Here is a 14,895-nt window from a genome sequence, read left to right as displayed (position 1 = left end):
GGAAGGAAACGGACATGATTTCGATCGGGCTGCTTGGTGCGGGCCGCATCGGCCAGATTCACGGTCGCAACATCGCTCACTCGGCGCGCGCGAGGCTGGCGGCGATCGCCGATCCGATGCCGAACGGGGCTCAATCTTTGTCGGCCGCCACCGGCGCGCCGGTCAGGACGCCCGAGGAGATACTGGCCGACAAATCGATTGACGCCATCCTGATAGGCACGCCCACCGATACCCATGCCGACTTCATCGACAAGGCGGCGAAGGCCGGCAAGGCGGTGTTTTGCGAGAAGCCGGTGGATCTCAGTTCTGCCCGCATCAGGAAGACGCTGGAGCGCGTCGACAAGGCCGGCATCCCATTGATGATCGGCTTCAACCGCCGCTTCGATCCGAACTTCGCCGCCCTCCAGCGGCGGTTGGCGGACGGCACCGCCGGCGAGGTCGAGCTTGTGACCATCCTGTCGCGCGATCCCGGCCCGCCGCCGGTCTCCTATATCGAGCGGTCGGGCGGACTGTTCCGCGACATGATGATCCACGACTTCGACATGGCGCGCTTCCTGCTCGGCGAGGATGCGATCGAAGTCTATGCCGTGGGCTCCTCGCTGGTCGATCCGGCGATCGGCAAGGCCGGGGACGTCGACACGGCGGCCGTGGTGCTGAAGACGGCGAGCGGCAAGATCTGCCAGATCTCGAATTCGCGCCGCGCCACCTATGGCTACGACCAGCGCATCGAAGTGCACGGCTCCAAGGGGTTGCTGTCGGCGGGCAACGTGCACGAGACGACGGTGCAGTTCGCCGGCGACAAGGGCATCAGCGCCGATCCGGTGCAGAACTTCTTCCTCGAACGCTATGCGGCGGCCTATAGAAATGAGATCGAGGCCTTCATCGAGGCGCTGGTGTCGGGCAAGAAGCCGAAGCCCGACGGCACCGACGGGCTTAAGGCGCAGATGATGGCGGATGCCGCCACGAAATCCCGCGAGACCGGCAAGCCGGTCAAGATCGGCTGAGGGAGAGAAAATGTTCGACGTCAATTCGCTGAAGAACTCCTCGCTGGAGGGCAAGGTCGCCATCGTCACCGGCTCAACCCAAGGGCTGGGCGAAGGTGTGGCCCATCTCTTCGCCGACCGCAGCATCGCTGGCCTCGTCATCACCGGGCGCAACGCCGAGCGGGGCGCGAAAGTGAAGGCGACGCTTGAGGCCCGGGGCGTGAAGACGGTCTTCGTGAAGGCCGATCTCGCCTCGATGGACGACACCCGCAAGGTCGTCGCCGAGGCCGACAAGGCGTTCGGCCGCGTCGACGTGCTGGTGAACTCCGCCGGCATCACTGACCGCGGCACCATCTGGGACACCAAGCCGGAACTCTTCGACGCTATGTTCGCCGTCAACGTACGCGCGCCATTCTTCCTGATGCAGGACGCGTTGGCTGTGATGAAGCGCGAGAAGATCGAGGGCTCGATCGTCAACATCATTTCCATGTCGGGCCATGGCGGGCAGAGCTTCATCACCGCCTATTGCTCGTCCAAGGGCGCGCTGATCACGCTGACCCGCAACGTCGCCTATTCGGTGATGAACCACCGTATCCGCGTCAACGGCCTCACCATCGGCCACATGAACACGCCGGGCGAGGACCGCATCATGAAGACCTATCATGGCGCAGAGGACGGCTGGCTGGGAGAGGCCGAGAAGACGAAGCCGTTCGGCCGCCTGCTCGAGGTCGACGAGGTGTCGCGCGCGGTTGCCTATCTCTCCAGTGCGGAGAGCGGCATGATGACGGGCTCGATCATCGACTTCGACCAGCAAGTGCGCGGGACCGGCAATTCGCCACCTCCGCCCCCGGCGATCTGAGCCGCTTTCCCTTCCAGTCGAAGCCCATCGAAAGGGCGAGGAAGGGAGCCAAGCTTCATGGTCGCCACGGCGGCCGCCGCCCGGCCGTCAGCTAGCCGCTGTTTCACCGCCGGCAGCGGCTGCTTTCGCAACTCGTTCGGCGACTTCCTCCGCCGCTTCCTTCTTCTCGCGGGCGAGGCGCTCTGCTTCGCGGTTGCGTTCGATCATGCGGGCGGCCCAGATCGAAATCTCGTAGAGGAGGATCGTCGGCACCGCGAGGCCGATCTGGCTGACGGGATCGGGTGGCGTGAGCACAGCGGCGACGATGAAGGCGATGACGATCGCCCATTTGCGCTTGTCGGCGAGCCCCTTGGACGTGAGCAGCCCGACGCGGGCCATCAGCGTGGTCACCACCGGCAGTTGGAAGACCAGGCCGAAGGAGAAGATCAGCGTCATGATGAGGCTGAGATACTCCGACACCTTGGGCAGCAGTGAAATCTGCACCTCGCCACCCTCGCCCGTCTGCTGCATCGCGAGGAAGAACCACATCACCATAGGGGTGAAGAAGAAATAGACCAGCGCCGCACCGGTGAGGAACAGGATCGGCGAGGCGATGAGGAAGGGCAGGAAGGCGCCGCGCTCGTTCTTGTAGAGGCCGGGAGCAATGAATTTGTAGATCTGGGTTGCGATCAGCGGGAAGGCGATCACCAGCCCGCCAAACATTGCGAGCTTGATCTGGGTGAAGAAGAATTCCTGCGGTGCGGTGTAGATGAGTTCGACATGCCCGTCACCGATACCGGCCCAGGCGACCGCCCATTTGAACGGGATGACGAGCAGGTTGAAGAGCTGCTTGGCGAAGTAGAAGCAGACCAGGAAGGCGATGAAGAAGCCGCCGATCGACCACATCAGCCGCGAGCGCAGCTCGATCAGATGTTCGATGAGCGGCGCCGACGATTTTTCGATCTCGTCCTGGTCGGGGGTCACTGCGCGCTGCTTTCGGGTTTCTTCCTGGGCGCGGCCTTGGCCTTGGCGCCGGCCGGCTTCGCCGCCGCCTTTGCGGCGGCTTTGGGAGCAGCCTTCGAGCGACCCGCCTTTGTTACCGGCGGCACGGCGGCTACCGCAACTGCGGCCGGCGCTGCAACAGGCTGAGCCGGCGGCGGGGCCGCCGGGTCGGGGCTGGCGGCGGAAGCCCGGGCGGCGGGGACGGGCACGGCAGGCATCGTGGAAGAAGGCGTTTCGGAGATGGCGCCGTTCTTCAGCGGCTCGGCGGCGACGGCGGCCGGAGCCGCGGCGGGCTTAGGCTTCATCGCGGCATCGAGACCGGCGCGGACGTCGGACGCAACCTTCTCGAACGGGTTGAGCTGCTTTTTGATCTCGGTCGCCGGATTGAGGCCCTTCAGCGAATCCACCGACTTCTTGATGTCGTCGAGCTCGGCCTCCTTCAGCGCCTCGTTGAACTGCTTCTGGAAATCGCCGGCCATCGAGCGCAGCTTTGTCGTGGTCTTGCCGAAGGTGCGCAGCATCTTCGGCAGATCCTTCGGACCCACTACCACGATCATGACGACCGCGATCACCAGCATCTCGGTCCAGCCGATATCGAACATGGCTTCTGTCCGGCTCTAGGAGATCACGCGTTTTCCGGGCGTCAGCTCTTCGAAGCCTTTTCCTTGGACGCGTTCAGGGCCTCGTCGGCGCGATGCTCGACGGTCTTGGCTTCGTCGGCCGTGTCGTCGTCCGCCATGCCCTTCTTGAAGCTTTTGATGCCCTTGGCCATGTCACCCATCAGTTCGGGGATCTTGCCGCGGCCGAAGACCAGGAGCACGACGACCAGCACGATCAGCCAGTGCCAGATTGAAAAGGAACCCATTGTTACTCTCTTCCCATGTTTCTCTGGCTACGATCTATGCGTTTTCGTCGCCGGTTTCAAACACAAGTACGTCAGACTTGCGAAGCGAAAGCCATATATCTCGTGCATTGGGAGACAATGCGCCGCAGCGGATTCGCGCGCGGACTGGATTTTCGGCCCCCGAAACGGCGAATTCGATGAGCTCCACGACACCGAGATAACGCCGCGAGAGGATACGCGCCTCGGCGCCGCCGGCGTCCTCGCTGACGTCGAAACCGGACATGCGCACGGCGATGGTGACCTGGGCGCCCTCCGTGAAACCGGAGGCCGCTACCTTGCCGACCGGCGTGTCGGCCGTGCCGTCCCGCACCCTGGCGTCGAACAGGTTGAGTTCGGAGAAGAAGCCGGCGACGAAGAGGTTGGCCGGTTTAAGATAAAGTTCCTCGGCGCGGCCGGCCTGGACAAGCCGCCCGGATTTCAGAAGCGCTATGCGGTCGCCAAGCCGCATGGCTTCTTCCGCGTCATGGGTGACGACGATCGCCGTGGCCCGGCTTTCGCGTAGGATCGCCAGCGTCTCGGCGCGCACGGAATCCTTCAGGCGGGAATCGAGGCCCGAAAAAGGCTCGTCCATCAGAAGCACGGCGGGCCTCGGCGCAAGCGCGCGGGCAAGCGCGACGCGCTGCTGCTCGCCGCCGGACAGCACATGCGGGAAGGACTGCGCGTGGTGCTCCAGGCCGACGCGCGATAGCGCGATATGGGCCTCGCGGCGTGCCTCCTCGCGCGATAGCGCGGTCAGGCCGAAGCGCACATTGTCGAGGATGGTGAGGTGCGGAAAGAGCGCGAAATCCTGGAAGACCAGCCCGATCGAGCGCTGCTCGGGCGGCAGGAAGACGGAAGGCCCCGCAATCTCCCTGTCGTTGAGCAGCACGCGGCCGGAGGTCTGCGGCTCGATGCCGGCGGCGATCCTGAGCAGCGTCGTCTTGCCCGAACCGGAGGGACCGAGCAGGCAAAGCACCTCGCCCGGTTCGGCGGCGAAGGAAATGTCGGCAAGCGTCTGGCGATGCGCGTTGAAGGAATGGCCGATGTTCTCGAAGGCGAGCCGCGCTGCGAAGGTGACGCCCGCCGTGACCCGCGAGGCGGCGACGGGCGCGACGGGTTTGGTACGCTGGACGTTCAACGAAAGGCTCCGGTGCCAAGGTCAAGCGTGGGATGCCTGCCCTCTCCGCATCGGGTCAATCATCTGTGACGCGGGGTGTCAACAGACCGAGTTCCTCGAGGTCCACGTCGGTCAGCGGATCCTCGTCCTCGGTCAGCAGGTCGGGATCGGACGGCGGCACCGGCATCGAGAAGTTGGCGGGCATGCGCGCGGCGAGCAGGCCGGCGCCCTTCAGCTCCTCCATTCCGGGCAGGTCGCGGATCTCCTCCAGAGCGAAATGGTCGAGGAACTTGTCCGTCGTGCCGTAGGTGACCGGGCGGCCCGGCGTGCGGCGGCGTCCGCGCATGCGGACCCATTCGGTCTCCATCAGCGTGTCGATGGTGCCCTTGGAGGTTTCGACGCCGCGAATATCCTCGATCTCGGCGCGGGTGACCGGCTGGTGGTAGGCGACGATGGCGAGCACTTCGAGCGCCGCGCGGGACAGCTTCTTCTGCTGCACCGAGTCGCGGCTCATCAGGAAGGCGAGGTCGCCGGCGGTACGGAAGGCCCAGCCGTCCCCGACGCGCACGAGATTGACGCCGCGTCGGGCATAAATCTGCTGCAGCTCGGCCATGGCGGCCGGAACGTCGATGCCTTCGGGCAGGCGCTGGGCGATCTGTTTCTCGCTCACCGGCTCGGCGCTGGCGAAGACGATGGCTTCCGCCATGCGCACGGCTTCGGCCAGATGCAGGCGCTCCGCCGGGTTGCGCAGAGGGGTTTCGGCTTCGCCGTCCCCGACGGCGGCCTCGGCCCTCGGGAACGGAACGACGGAAGCGTTGGCGCCTTCGGTCATGATACCACCTCAATGGGCTTTCTTGCCTGCCGGCCGCGCAGATAGAGTGGCGCGAAGGCTACCTCCTGTCGGGCTTCCAGTGCGCCTTCGCGGATGAGCTCGAGGCTCGCGGCGAAAGAACTGGCGATCGCCGTCGCGCGATCTTCGGGCGTCACCAGATATTCGACCAGGAACTGGTCGAGCGCGGTCCAGTCGCTGAGCGCGCCGACCATTCGGGTCAAAAGATCGCGCGCGTCCTTGAGCGACCAGACGCCGCGCTTGGCGATGCTGACGCTGTTGACCGCCTGGCGCTGGCGCTGCACCGCATAGGCGGTGAGCAGATCATAGAGCGTGGCGGACCACTCGTTGCGCTTCTCGACGATGACGAGTTCAGGCATGCCGCGGGCGAAGACGTCGCGGCCGAGCCGGTTGCGGTTGACGAGGCGGGCTGCCGCGTCGCGCATGGCTTCAAGGCGCTTCAAGCGGAACTGCAGCACGGCGGCGAGCTCCTCGCCGCTCTCGCCATCCTCGCCCGGCTGCTTGGGAATCAGCAGCTTCGATTTCAGGAAGGCGAGCCAAGCGGCCATGACGAGATAGTCGGCGGCGAGTTCGAGGCGCAGCGCGCGCGCCGTCTCGATAAAGACGAGGTACTGGTCGGCGAGCGCCTGGATCGAGATGCGGGCGAGGTCGACCTTCTGGTTGCGCGCGAGGTGGAGGAGCAGGTCGAGCGGGCCTTCGAAACCGGCGACGTCGACGACCAGCGAGGGGTCGTCGCTGGTGCGCGAATCGTCGTTCTCCGCCCACAGCCTATCCATGGGGCGATCCATCGGGGCGGCTTTTCCAGCCTTGCTTTCCGAGGTCTCCGCCAAGTCGATCCGTTCTCCTATGCCACCATCGTTTCGAAATAGGTCGCGAATTCGGCGCGGACTTCCGCCTCGTTGGCCACGTCCCGGTCCTTGATGCAGGTGAGTGCGCGCCTAGCCCGTTCCAGCGAGGTTCCTTCGAGCCCCCCGGTGCGGGATGCGATGCCCGCCATCTCCTCCATTTCGCCATTGCAGTGAAGGACGATATCGCAGCCGGCCGCAAGGATCGCGGCGGCCTTTGACGGGAAATCCCCAGAAAGCGCCTTCATCGAGGTGTCGTCGCTGATCAAGAGGCCGTCGAAGCCGATCTCGCGGCGAATGATCTCGTCGATGACCTTGCCGGAGGTGGTGGCCGGATTGTCCGGATCGATGGCGCTGAAGACGACATGCGCGGTCATCGCCATCGGCAGGTGCGCAAGTTCCCGGAACGGCACGAAATCGTGGCGCTGCAGTTCGCCAAGCGTGGCATCGACGGTCGGCAGCTCGAAATGGGTGTCGGAAAAGGCGCGACCGTGGCCGGGAATGTGCTTCATGACAGGTAGCACGCCGCCCGACATCAGGCCCTCGGCGGCGGCGCGGCCCATCGCGGTGACGATTTCCGGCTTCTTGCCGTAGGCGCGCGAGCCGATGACGTCGCTCGCGCCCTCGATCGGCACGTCAAGCACCGGCAGGCAATCGGCGGTGATGCCGTAGCGCTGGAGGTCGAAGGCGTGGAGCCGCGCCAGCAGCCAGACGGCGCGCTCGCCCGCTTCGTGATCCTGCTGCCACATGGCCCCGAGCGCGGCGCCGGCGGGATAGTTGGGAGCGAGCGGCGGGCGGATGCGCTGCACGCGACCGCCTTCCTGGTCGATGAAGACCGGCGCATCGGGCCGACCGACGCTGTCGCGCATCCCGGCAACGAGGTCGCTTATCTGCTCGGCCTCGGAAATGTTGCGGGCGAACAGGATGAAGCCCCACGGGCATTCGCCGCGATAGAACCGGATTTCCTCGCGGCTGAGCGACTTCCCGTGGCAGCCGAGAATCATGGCTTTTGATTCGGTCATAACGTCAGTTTACCTCAACTACGGGCCGTCGCACCATCGGTCGGCCCGTTTATGCTTTGGAATCAAAGGAAAACGGCGCTGCCGTGAAGCCGCGCCGTTTTGTTTTCCTGTCGCAAGTCCGAACGGAAACCCCGTTCCCGCTTTTCCCGGAACCGCCGCCGGTCTTCTGCCCGGCGGCAGCGATGCTACCTCGATACGAAGCAGTTGCCGCCGGCGGCCTTGTAGTTCTCGCAGAGCCCGATCGCCTCGTTGCGGCTCGCGGCCGGCACGCGGACGCGCCAGAACGTGCCCTTGCCGGCTATCTCGGCCTTGACGATGTTTACCTCGCGGCCCTGCAACACATTGCCGTAGCGGCGGGCGAGATCCTGGTAAGAGGACTGCGCGGCGGCTTCGCTGGGCTGCGACGCGATCTGCATCGCCCAATTGCCGTTCGCCGCCGTCGTGGCAGCGGCGGCGACCTGATCGGGCTTGACCTCGCCGACCACGTCGATCGGCTGGTCGGCCGGACGAAGCGGGGCGATCGGCGCCGTTTCAGGCATCGTCGCTGACTCCTCCTCCTGCTCGGCTGCGGGCTCCTGCTGGGCAGGCAGCGGCGCTGTGGCGGCCGTTGTCTCCTCCGGAGCCGGCGCGAGTTCAGGCGGGGTCGCAGCAGGCAGGGCGCCCGTTGCTTCCGGAACGGCTTCCGGCGCAGGAGTCTCCGGCACCGCCGCGGCGATGGTATCGGTTTGCTCGTCCGACGCACCCGCCGGCTCGTCCTCACGCGGCACCAGCGTGCCGTCCGGCTTGACGACCATGGTGCGGACCTTGCGCGGCGTAACCGCGACGATTTCGGCGTCGGTCTGGTTCTCGGCCTCCTGCAGGATCTGTTCGATGCGATCCTCGCTCTTGCCGGAGGCGCTGGCGAGGTCGTCCTCTTCGACGGCCGGCGGAGGCGGCGTCACATCCATAGGCTCCTCGGCCGTGGTGACGAGCTTCTCTTGCGGTGCGCCAGCAGCGTCTTCGCCCGCGACCGTCTCGTAGACCTTGTTGTCCTGGTTGGGCACGGTGGCGCCGCCGGGATTCACCGGCTTGACCTTCACGGGCCCGTCGTCGGCCTTGACGATCGCCGGCGCATCCTCGCCGGAACCGCCGCCGAAGGAAAGCGCGAAGGCGCCGATGGCGCCGACCAGCGCGACGCCGCCGACAAGCGCTGCAAGCAGCATGCCGCGCGATTTCGGCTGCTGCCGGCTTTCGGCCGCGAGGTGATGCGGCACGGCGATCTCCTGATCGACGTCCGGATCATAGTCGTATTCCTCGGCGGCATACCGGGCATCCGGCTCCCGGCTTCCAGGCAGATCGTCCGCGTCGAGCGCAAACGAGTCCGGCTCGGGATCGTCGTCATAGGCCTTGCGGGCCGATTGCGCCTGCCGGGGATCGTTCTGAACCGACATGCTGGCCTGATGGGAGCGCGGGTCGAAGCCGACGGCATGCAGGTCATCGTAACCGCGCGGCTGCGCGGCGCGCGGCTCGGCGTTCATATCGCTGAGCAGGCTTGAGAACTCGGCGTCGAGGTCGTCATAGGCCGACACCGGCGGACGTTCCTCTTCCTCGGCAAGCTCCGGGATGTCGAGATCGTCGGCGAGCGCAACCGCCTGGTCGGCGACTTCGACGGTTTCCACATCGGGATGTTCGTCGAAGGCTGCCGAAATATCGATGTTCTCGTCCTGCTGAGCGTCGTCGGTGTAGGGGGCGGCTCCCGCAGCGACGCTCATGGCGCGACCGTAGGGGGTCACCGGCTCCTTCTTCGAATATTTCGCCGCCAAGGCGGTGATGATGTCGAGCGGGTCTTCCTTCATCGGATTGCCGCGCACGACAGGATCGCGGTGCGGGCTGAAGGGCTCGCTCGCCGCCCCCTGCGGACGCCCGGCGACAGGCTCGGGCGGCCAGGCGCTCGCCAAGGGCTGGCGGGACGCAAAGCCGGAATCGAAGCGCGACGCAGCGGCGCCGATCGCGGTGCCGGCAAGGGCATCGCCATAATATGTCGAGGGTCGTTCTCGCCGATCATCCTCGGCGGGCTGGTCATAAGCCTCGTCGAAATCGGCCGAAGCCGGCTCCTCCTCGGACTCGAAGTCCTCGGCATAAGCTTCGGGCTGCGCCGCCGCTGAATAGGGGTCGTAGCGAGCGTCATAGGGCTGCTCGTCCTGGACCCGGTATTCGTGGGTCCCGTATTCGCCGGCGCGGTATTCGGAATATTCGGGGGCCGCATATTCATTGGCCTCGCCGTCCTCGGCCCGATCGTCCTCGGCCGTGGCTTCCGCGGCGAACGCATCGTCCAGCTCCCAGCTCAGGTCATCCGGGATGTCCGCGGGACTGGCCGGAGCGTCGAAGCCAGAAATTTCCGCCATCCGCTCGGCGAGGAACGCCTCCGAATCGGCTGACGGCCCGGGGGAAGCGATCGGCGGTCGATAGACAGCCGACGCAGCAACGGGTTCTGCCGCGGGCGTCATTTCGGCCGCCGCGGCAGCCTGGCTGGCCTTGATGTTGCCGAGCAGGGCGTTCAGCTCGTCCTCAAGATTGAATTCGGGTCCAGCCGGCGCGGCGGCAGTCTCGCGCTGGCGATACTCGTCGGCTGCCAAATCCATCGGCGATATCGGCAGCTTGCGCGGTTCATAGCGCGGCACCGACAGTTCGAAGGGAGGCGGGGATCCCGGCGCGCCCCTGTCGGCAAAGCCGGCCTCGGTCGGCGTCGCCTCGAGAGCCTCTTCAGGCGCGGCGTCGGCCACCAGATCGGCAGCGAAGTCGACATCGTCGAAGGCGAACTCGTCGGCCGCGGGCTCCTCGGCCGGTTGCGCATCGTCCAGACGAAGCTCGTCCTCGCTAAAGCCCAAACTGCTCTCGTCAAGCGTCGACTGGCCGGATTCTGGTTCGACCGGAGGCTCGGCTTCCTCCTCGACGAGGCGGAAATCGTCCTCGTCGAAGAGGTGCAGATCGGCCTCGCCGTCATCGGCCTTGTCTTGAATGGCCTTGTCCTGAACGAACTCGTGCTGAACGGACTCGCTCCGGATGGTTCTGTCGGCCTCATCCGCAGCGGTCTCGACCTGTTCGGGAGCCGGCGCATCGGCTGAAAATTCCATGTCGACGTCGGCCATGGCGGCGGCGAAATCGGCTCCGAAATCCTGGCCGTCGTCAAAGCCGGCATCGACGGCCGGCGCGGCCTCGACGGGCGCTGCCGGTCGGAAAGCCACGGCGTCGAGCGCTCGGACGTCATCTTCGGTCAAGCCGAGGTCGAACTCGGCCTCGACATCCCCGTCTTCCGGCGCTGCGGCAGCTGGCTGGACCGTCTCGGCGTCGAGGGCGCGGACATCCTCTTCGGTCAGACCGAAGTCGAGGTCGAACTCGGCCTCCGGTTCAGCCGTAGCGTCAGCTTCGAGCGGAACTTCTGCCTCTGCCGGCGCGGCCATGGCCGCATCGAAGGCGGCGGAGAAATCGAAATCGACTTCTGGTGTTTCCGGTCCTGGAGCCGGTGTTGTCGCCTCCGCGGCGGCCTCCGCTTCTGCTCCGGCGCCATCCCGATCGGAAACCTCGTCCTCGAGGTCGAAACCGAGCAACTCCTTTTCAAGGTCCAAGCTGAAATCGTCTTCGGCGGTCTCCTGCGGTTGCACCGGGGCTGCCTGCTTCTCCTGCGCCGCCTGCCTAGCCGGCTGGCGCGGATCGAAGCCCATGATCCTGGTCAGTTCCGCAAACGGATCGTCGTCCGCGAGGTCGACCTGATCGGCGATTTTCAGCTGGTTCTTATCTGCCATTTCTTCCCGAACTCGCACACATTCGGACGCCTTGGACGTCGCGCAGGGTTGGTCCCTACCAGCGCAATGTGGGCAAAAGGTGACAGGTCCTGGACGGCAAAACCTAGCGCATTTCGGTGGGCGCGTCGGCCCCGATCAACGCCAGGCCGGACGTCAACACGTCGGATACGGCCTGCACCAGCCCTAGTCTGGCATAGGTAGATTGTGGATCGTTAACCTTAACAAAACGTAAGTCGGGGTTTTCCGTGCCCCGGTTCCAGTGGCCGTGCAGGCTGGCGGCCAGATCGTAAAGGTAAAACGCCATGCGGTGCGGCTCATGCGCCAGAGCGGCCGATTCGATCATACGTGGGTATTCCGCGAGTTTCCGGATCAGAGCGAGCTCCCCCTCGTCGGTCAGGAGATGCGCGAGCGATGCCAGTTCCTTGCGCCCGAAAGCTTCGCCGGGAAACTGCTCGCGCGCCTGGCGGAACACGGAGTGGCAGCGCGCCGAGGCATACTGCACGTAGAAAACCGGGTTGTCCTTCGACTGCTCAGTAACCTTGGCGAAGTCGAAATCCAGCGGTGCGTCGTTCTTGCGGTAAAGCATCATGAAGCGGATCGGGTCGCGGCCGACTTCTTCGACCACCTCGCGCAGGGTGACGAAGTCGCCCGACCGCTTCGACATCCTGACCGGCTCGCCGTCGCGATAGAGCTTGACCAGGTTGCAGAGCAGCACGGTGAGATCGACTTTGCCGTCGGAGACCGCCTTGGCCAGCGCCTCCATGCGCTTGACGTAGCCGCCATGGTCGGCACCGAGCACGAAGATCAGCTCGTCGAAGCCGCGCGCAATCTTGTCGTAGATATAGCCGACATCGGCCGCGAAATAGGTGAAGGCGCCGTCCGACTTGACCAGCGGCCGGTCCATGTCGTCGCCGACCTCGGTCGAGCGGAACAGCGTCTGCTCGCGGTCCTCCCAGTCGTCCGACTTCTCGCCTTTCGGCGGCGGCAGCTTGCCCTTGTATATATGGCCCTTGAGGGTGAGGTCGTTGATCGCCGTGCGTATCTTCTTCGCATTGTCGGCGTGCAGTGTGCGCTCGGAGAAGAACACCTCGTGATGCACGTTGAGCAGCGCGAGGTCTTCCCGGATCATCACCATCATGGCGTCGATCGTGCGGTCCTTGACGATGGCGAGCGCCTCGTCCTCGGGCTTCTGCAGCAGGTCGCGGCCGAATTCGGCGGCGAGCGCCTGGCCGACGGGGACGAGATAGTCGCCGGGATAGAGGCCGGGCGGGATTTCGCCGATCTCGTCGCCGAGCGCTTCGCGGTAGCGCAGCATCACCGAGCGTGCGAGCACGTCGATCTGCGCGCCGGCGTCGTTGATCAGATATTCCTTGGTGACGTCGTAGCCGGCGAACGCGAGCAGGTTGGCGAGCGCGTCGCCCACCACCGCGCCCCGGCAATGGCCGACATGCATCGGGCCGGTCGGATTGGCCGAAACGTATTCGACGTTGGTCTTCCTGCCGGCGCCGACCTTCGAGCGGCCGTAATCCGTGCCGGCAGCCAGGATGACGGCCAAATGCGCCTGCCAGAATCCATCGGCGAGCCTGATGTTGACGAAGCCTGGGCCGGCGACATCGACGCTGACGACGTCCTTGTCGGAGCGCAGTGCTGCGGCGATGGTCTCGGCCAGCGCGCGCGGATTCTGGCCTGCGGGTCTCGCCAGCACCATGGCGGCATTGGTGGCGAGATCGCCGTGGCTAGCGTCGCGCGGCGGCTCGACCGCGATGCGCGAGAGATCCAGCGCGCCGCCGTCCGCTGCCTTGAGGCCAAGGCCCTCGACGGCCTTGACGACCCGCTCGTTGAAATCGGCGAAGATGTTCATGTCGGTCTCTGGAAATCGATAGAGCCGCGGCGAAAGCCGCGAAATCGCCGCCGCCCTAGCTCAAATCGGGCGTATGGTCAAACAGGCGCCGGTGCTCCTTGAGCGCGTAGGTGTCGGTCATGCCGGCCAGGAAATCGGCGACGTCGCGCGCCTTGATGCGGTCCTCGGCGCGGTCGAGCCCCTCGCGCCAGCCTTCAGGCATCTTTCGCGGATCGGCGAAATAGGCGTCGAACAGTTCCTCGACGACGCGCTCGGCATCGGCGCGCACCCGCATCACGTCGTCGGCCCGGTACATGTTCTTGTAGAGGAAGGCTTTCAGCTCCTTTTCCTGAGCGGCAAGCGCGGCTGAGAAGGTGACCAGGGTTTCGCCGGCGGCGCGCACGTCATCGGCGGAGCCGGGTTTGAGACGCGCAAGCCGGACGGTGGTGGTGGAGATGACGTCCTCGACCATGATGGTGATCTGGCGGCGCATCAGCTCGTGGCCGGTGCGCACAGGATCGAGGCGCGGATAGCGTTCGCGCACGGTTTTCAGGATCCCCCCGGGCAGCGCGACGGTTTCGAGCATGTCGAGGCTGAGCAGCCCGGCGCGCAATCCGTCGTCGATGTCGTGCGTGTTGTAGGCGATGTCGTCGGCAATCGCCGCGCATTGCGCCTCGAGGCCAGCATGCTTGTCGAGCCAAAGATCGAACAGTTCGGAAAAATCGCGGATCGCCTGGGGGACCGGGCCTTTCAGCCCCTTGCCCTCGGCGTCGGTGAGCGGGCCGTTGTGCTTGACCAGCCCCTCAAGCGTTTCCCAGGTTAGGTTGAGCCCGTCGAACTCGGCATACCGGCGCTCGAGCCGCGTGACGACCCTCAGCGACTGCGCGTTGTGGTCGAAGCCCCCCCACTTCGCCATCCTAGCGTTGAGCGCATCCTCGCCCGTATGGCCGAACGGCGTGTGACCGAAATCGTGGACCAGCGCGATCGCCTCGGCCAGATCCTCATCGCAGCGCAGGGCCCTGGCCAGCGCACGAGCAATCTGCGCGACCTCGATCGTGTGGGTAAGCCGGGTGCGATAGTGGTCGCCCTCATGCGCGACGAAGACCTGAGTCTTGTGTTTCAACCGGCGGAAGGCTGTGGAATGGATGATGCGGTCGCGATCGCGCTGGAACGGCGTGCGCGTCGGGCTTTCCGGCTCGTCCTGGAAGCGGCCGCGCGATCTGGCCGGATCGCAGGCGTAAGGCGCGCGCGGGCGGTAGCCGAAGCCGATGTCGCCAAGCTCCTTCGTCATCGCCGAATGCGCCGCCCGTTGACTTGCCTCTCGCCCGTTCATACCTATGATGTGAACGCGAAAGCAAGGTGACGCCAAATGGGCGCCGACGCAAAGACCACGATGAAAGTCGACGTGACCGACGCGGCCGCCAGCCGCGTGGCGAAGATCGTTGCCGGCGAACCGGGCAAGATCGCGCTGCGCGTTTCGGTCGAGGGCGGCGGATGCTCCGGCTTCTCCTACAAGTTCGACCTCGTCGATTCTAGGAATGACGACGACATCGCCATCGAGAAAAACGGCGCGACCGTGCTGATCGACGATTTGTCGCTTGTCTATATGGGCGGCTCGGTGATCGACTTCGTCGACGACCTGATGGGCCAGTCCTTCCAGATCAGGAATCCCAACGCCGTGGCCTCCTGCGGCTGCGGGACCAGCTTCTCCATCTGACGTGATCCCCGAACGG

General features: G+C 65.5%; 13 protein-coding genes. 3 read left to right on the top strand and 10 right to left on the bottom strand.

What is annotated here, in order from left to right:
• Positions 1-14 precede the first annotated feature (14 nt).
• Together iolG and ABLE71_RS07180 are read left to right on the top strand one after the other, a co-directional pair.
• Complete coding sequence (iolG, locus tag ABLE71_RS07185) at positions 15-1,004, top strand: inositol 2-dehydrogenase (protein ID WP_348782660.1); 990 nt, start codon at positions 15-17, stop codon at positions 1,002-1,004.
• Between the two features lie 10 nt (positions 1,005-1,014).
• Positions 1,015-1,842, top strand: a complete 828-nt coding sequence (locus tag ABLE71_RS07180; RefSeq protein ID WP_348782659.1) for an SDR family oxidoreductase — start codon at positions 1,015-1,017, stop codon at positions 1,840-1,842.
• 87 nt (positions 1,843-1,929) lie between these two features.
• Here the strand turns inward: ABLE71_RS07180 and tatC are convergent, their stop codons facing one another.
• The 10 genes from tatC to ABLE71_RS07130 form a co-directional block, all read right to left on the bottom strand.
• On the bottom strand, positions 1,930-2,805 hold the full coding sequence (gene tatC / locus ABLE71_RS07175; RefSeq protein ID WP_348782658.1) for a twin-arginine translocase subunit TatC: 876 nt from the start codon (positions 2,803-2,805) through the stop codon (positions 1,930-1,932).
• The gene (gene tatB / locus ABLE71_RS07170) at positions 2,802-3,425 is read right to left on the bottom strand and encodes a Sec-independent protein translocase protein TatB (protein WP_348782657.1); all 624 of its coding nucleotides are present in this window, start codon (positions 3,423-3,425) and stop codon (positions 2,802-2,804) included. The genes tatC and tatB overlap by 4 nt, the downstream gene beginning before the upstream one ends.
• Positions 3,426-3,466: 41 nt before the next feature.
• The gene (locus tag ABLE71_RS07165) at positions 3,467-3,688 is read right to left on the bottom strand and encodes a twin-arginine translocase TatA/TatE family subunit (RefSeq protein WP_348782656.1); all 222 of its coding nucleotides are present in this window, start codon (positions 3,686-3,688) and stop codon (positions 3,467-3,469) included.
• Between the two features lie 34 nt (positions 3,689-3,722).
• Positions 3,723-4,844 carry an ABC transporter ATP-binding protein gene (locus tag ABLE71_RS07160; RefSeq protein ID WP_348782655.1) on the bottom strand — a complete coding sequence of 374 codons (1,122 nt, stop codon included), beginning with the start codon at positions 4,842-4,844 and terminating at the stop codon, positions 3,723-3,725.
• Positions 4,845-4,899: 55 nt separating this feature from the next.
• Entirely contained in the window at positions 4,900-5,655 is a 756-nt protein-coding gene (gene scpB, locus ABLE71_RS07155) for an SMC-Scp complex subunit ScpB (protein ID WP_348782654.1), read from the bottom strand.
• The gene (locus ABLE71_RS07150) at positions 5,652-6,449 is read right to left on the bottom strand and encodes a ScpA family protein (RefSeq protein WP_348782653.1); all 798 of its coding nucleotides are present in this window, start codon (positions 6,447-6,449) and stop codon (positions 5,652-5,654) included. The genes scpB and ABLE71_RS07150 overlap by 4 nt, the downstream gene beginning before the upstream one ends.
• 68 nt (positions 6,450-6,517) lie before the next feature.
• Positions 6,518-7,540, bottom strand: a complete 1,023-nt coding sequence (gene nagZ / locus ABLE71_RS07145; RefSeq protein WP_348782652.1) for a beta-N-acetylhexosaminidase — start codon at positions 7,538-7,540, stop codon at positions 6,518-6,520.
• A gap of 185 nt (positions 7,541-7,725) precedes the next feature.
• Positions 7,726-11,322 carry an SPOR domain-containing protein gene (locus ABLE71_RS07140; RefSeq protein WP_348782651.1) on the bottom strand — a complete coding sequence of 1,199 codons (3,597 nt, stop codon included), beginning with the start codon at positions 11,320-11,322 and terminating at the stop codon, positions 7,726-7,728.
• Positions 11,323-11,425: 103 nt separating this feature from the next.
• Positions 11,426-13,183: an arginine--tRNA ligase gene (argS, locus tag ABLE71_RS07135; RefSeq protein WP_348782650.1), complete on the bottom strand. Its 1,758-nt coding sequence runs from the start codon at positions 13,181-13,183 to the stop codon at positions 11,426-11,428.
• A 55-nt stretch (positions 13,184-13,238) separates the two neighbouring features.
• Positions 13,239-14,453, bottom strand: coding sequence for a deoxyguanosinetriphosphate triphosphohydrolase (locus tag ABLE71_RS07130; RefSeq protein WP_348782649.1), 1,215 nt, complete (start codon positions 14,451-14,453; stop codon positions 13,239-13,241).
• Positions 14,454-14,531: 78 nt separating this feature from the next.
• On the opposite strand from ABLE71_RS07130, the gene erpA reads away from it, so the two are divergent.
• Positions 14,532-14,879, top strand: coding sequence for an iron-sulfur cluster insertion protein ErpA (erpA, locus tag ABLE71_RS07125; protein ID WP_348782648.1), 348 nt, complete (start codon positions 14,532-14,534; stop codon positions 14,877-14,879).
• The last annotated feature ends 16 nt before the right edge of the window (positions 14,880-14,895 follow it).

It is taken from the genome of Mesorhizobium sp. KR9-304, from assembly GCF_040049215.1.
Lineage (GTDB): Bacteria > Pseudomonadota > Alphaproteobacteria > Rhizobiales > Rhizobiaceae > Mesorhizobium_K.
This window is presented reverse-complemented; position numbering and strand designations above follow the sequence as displayed.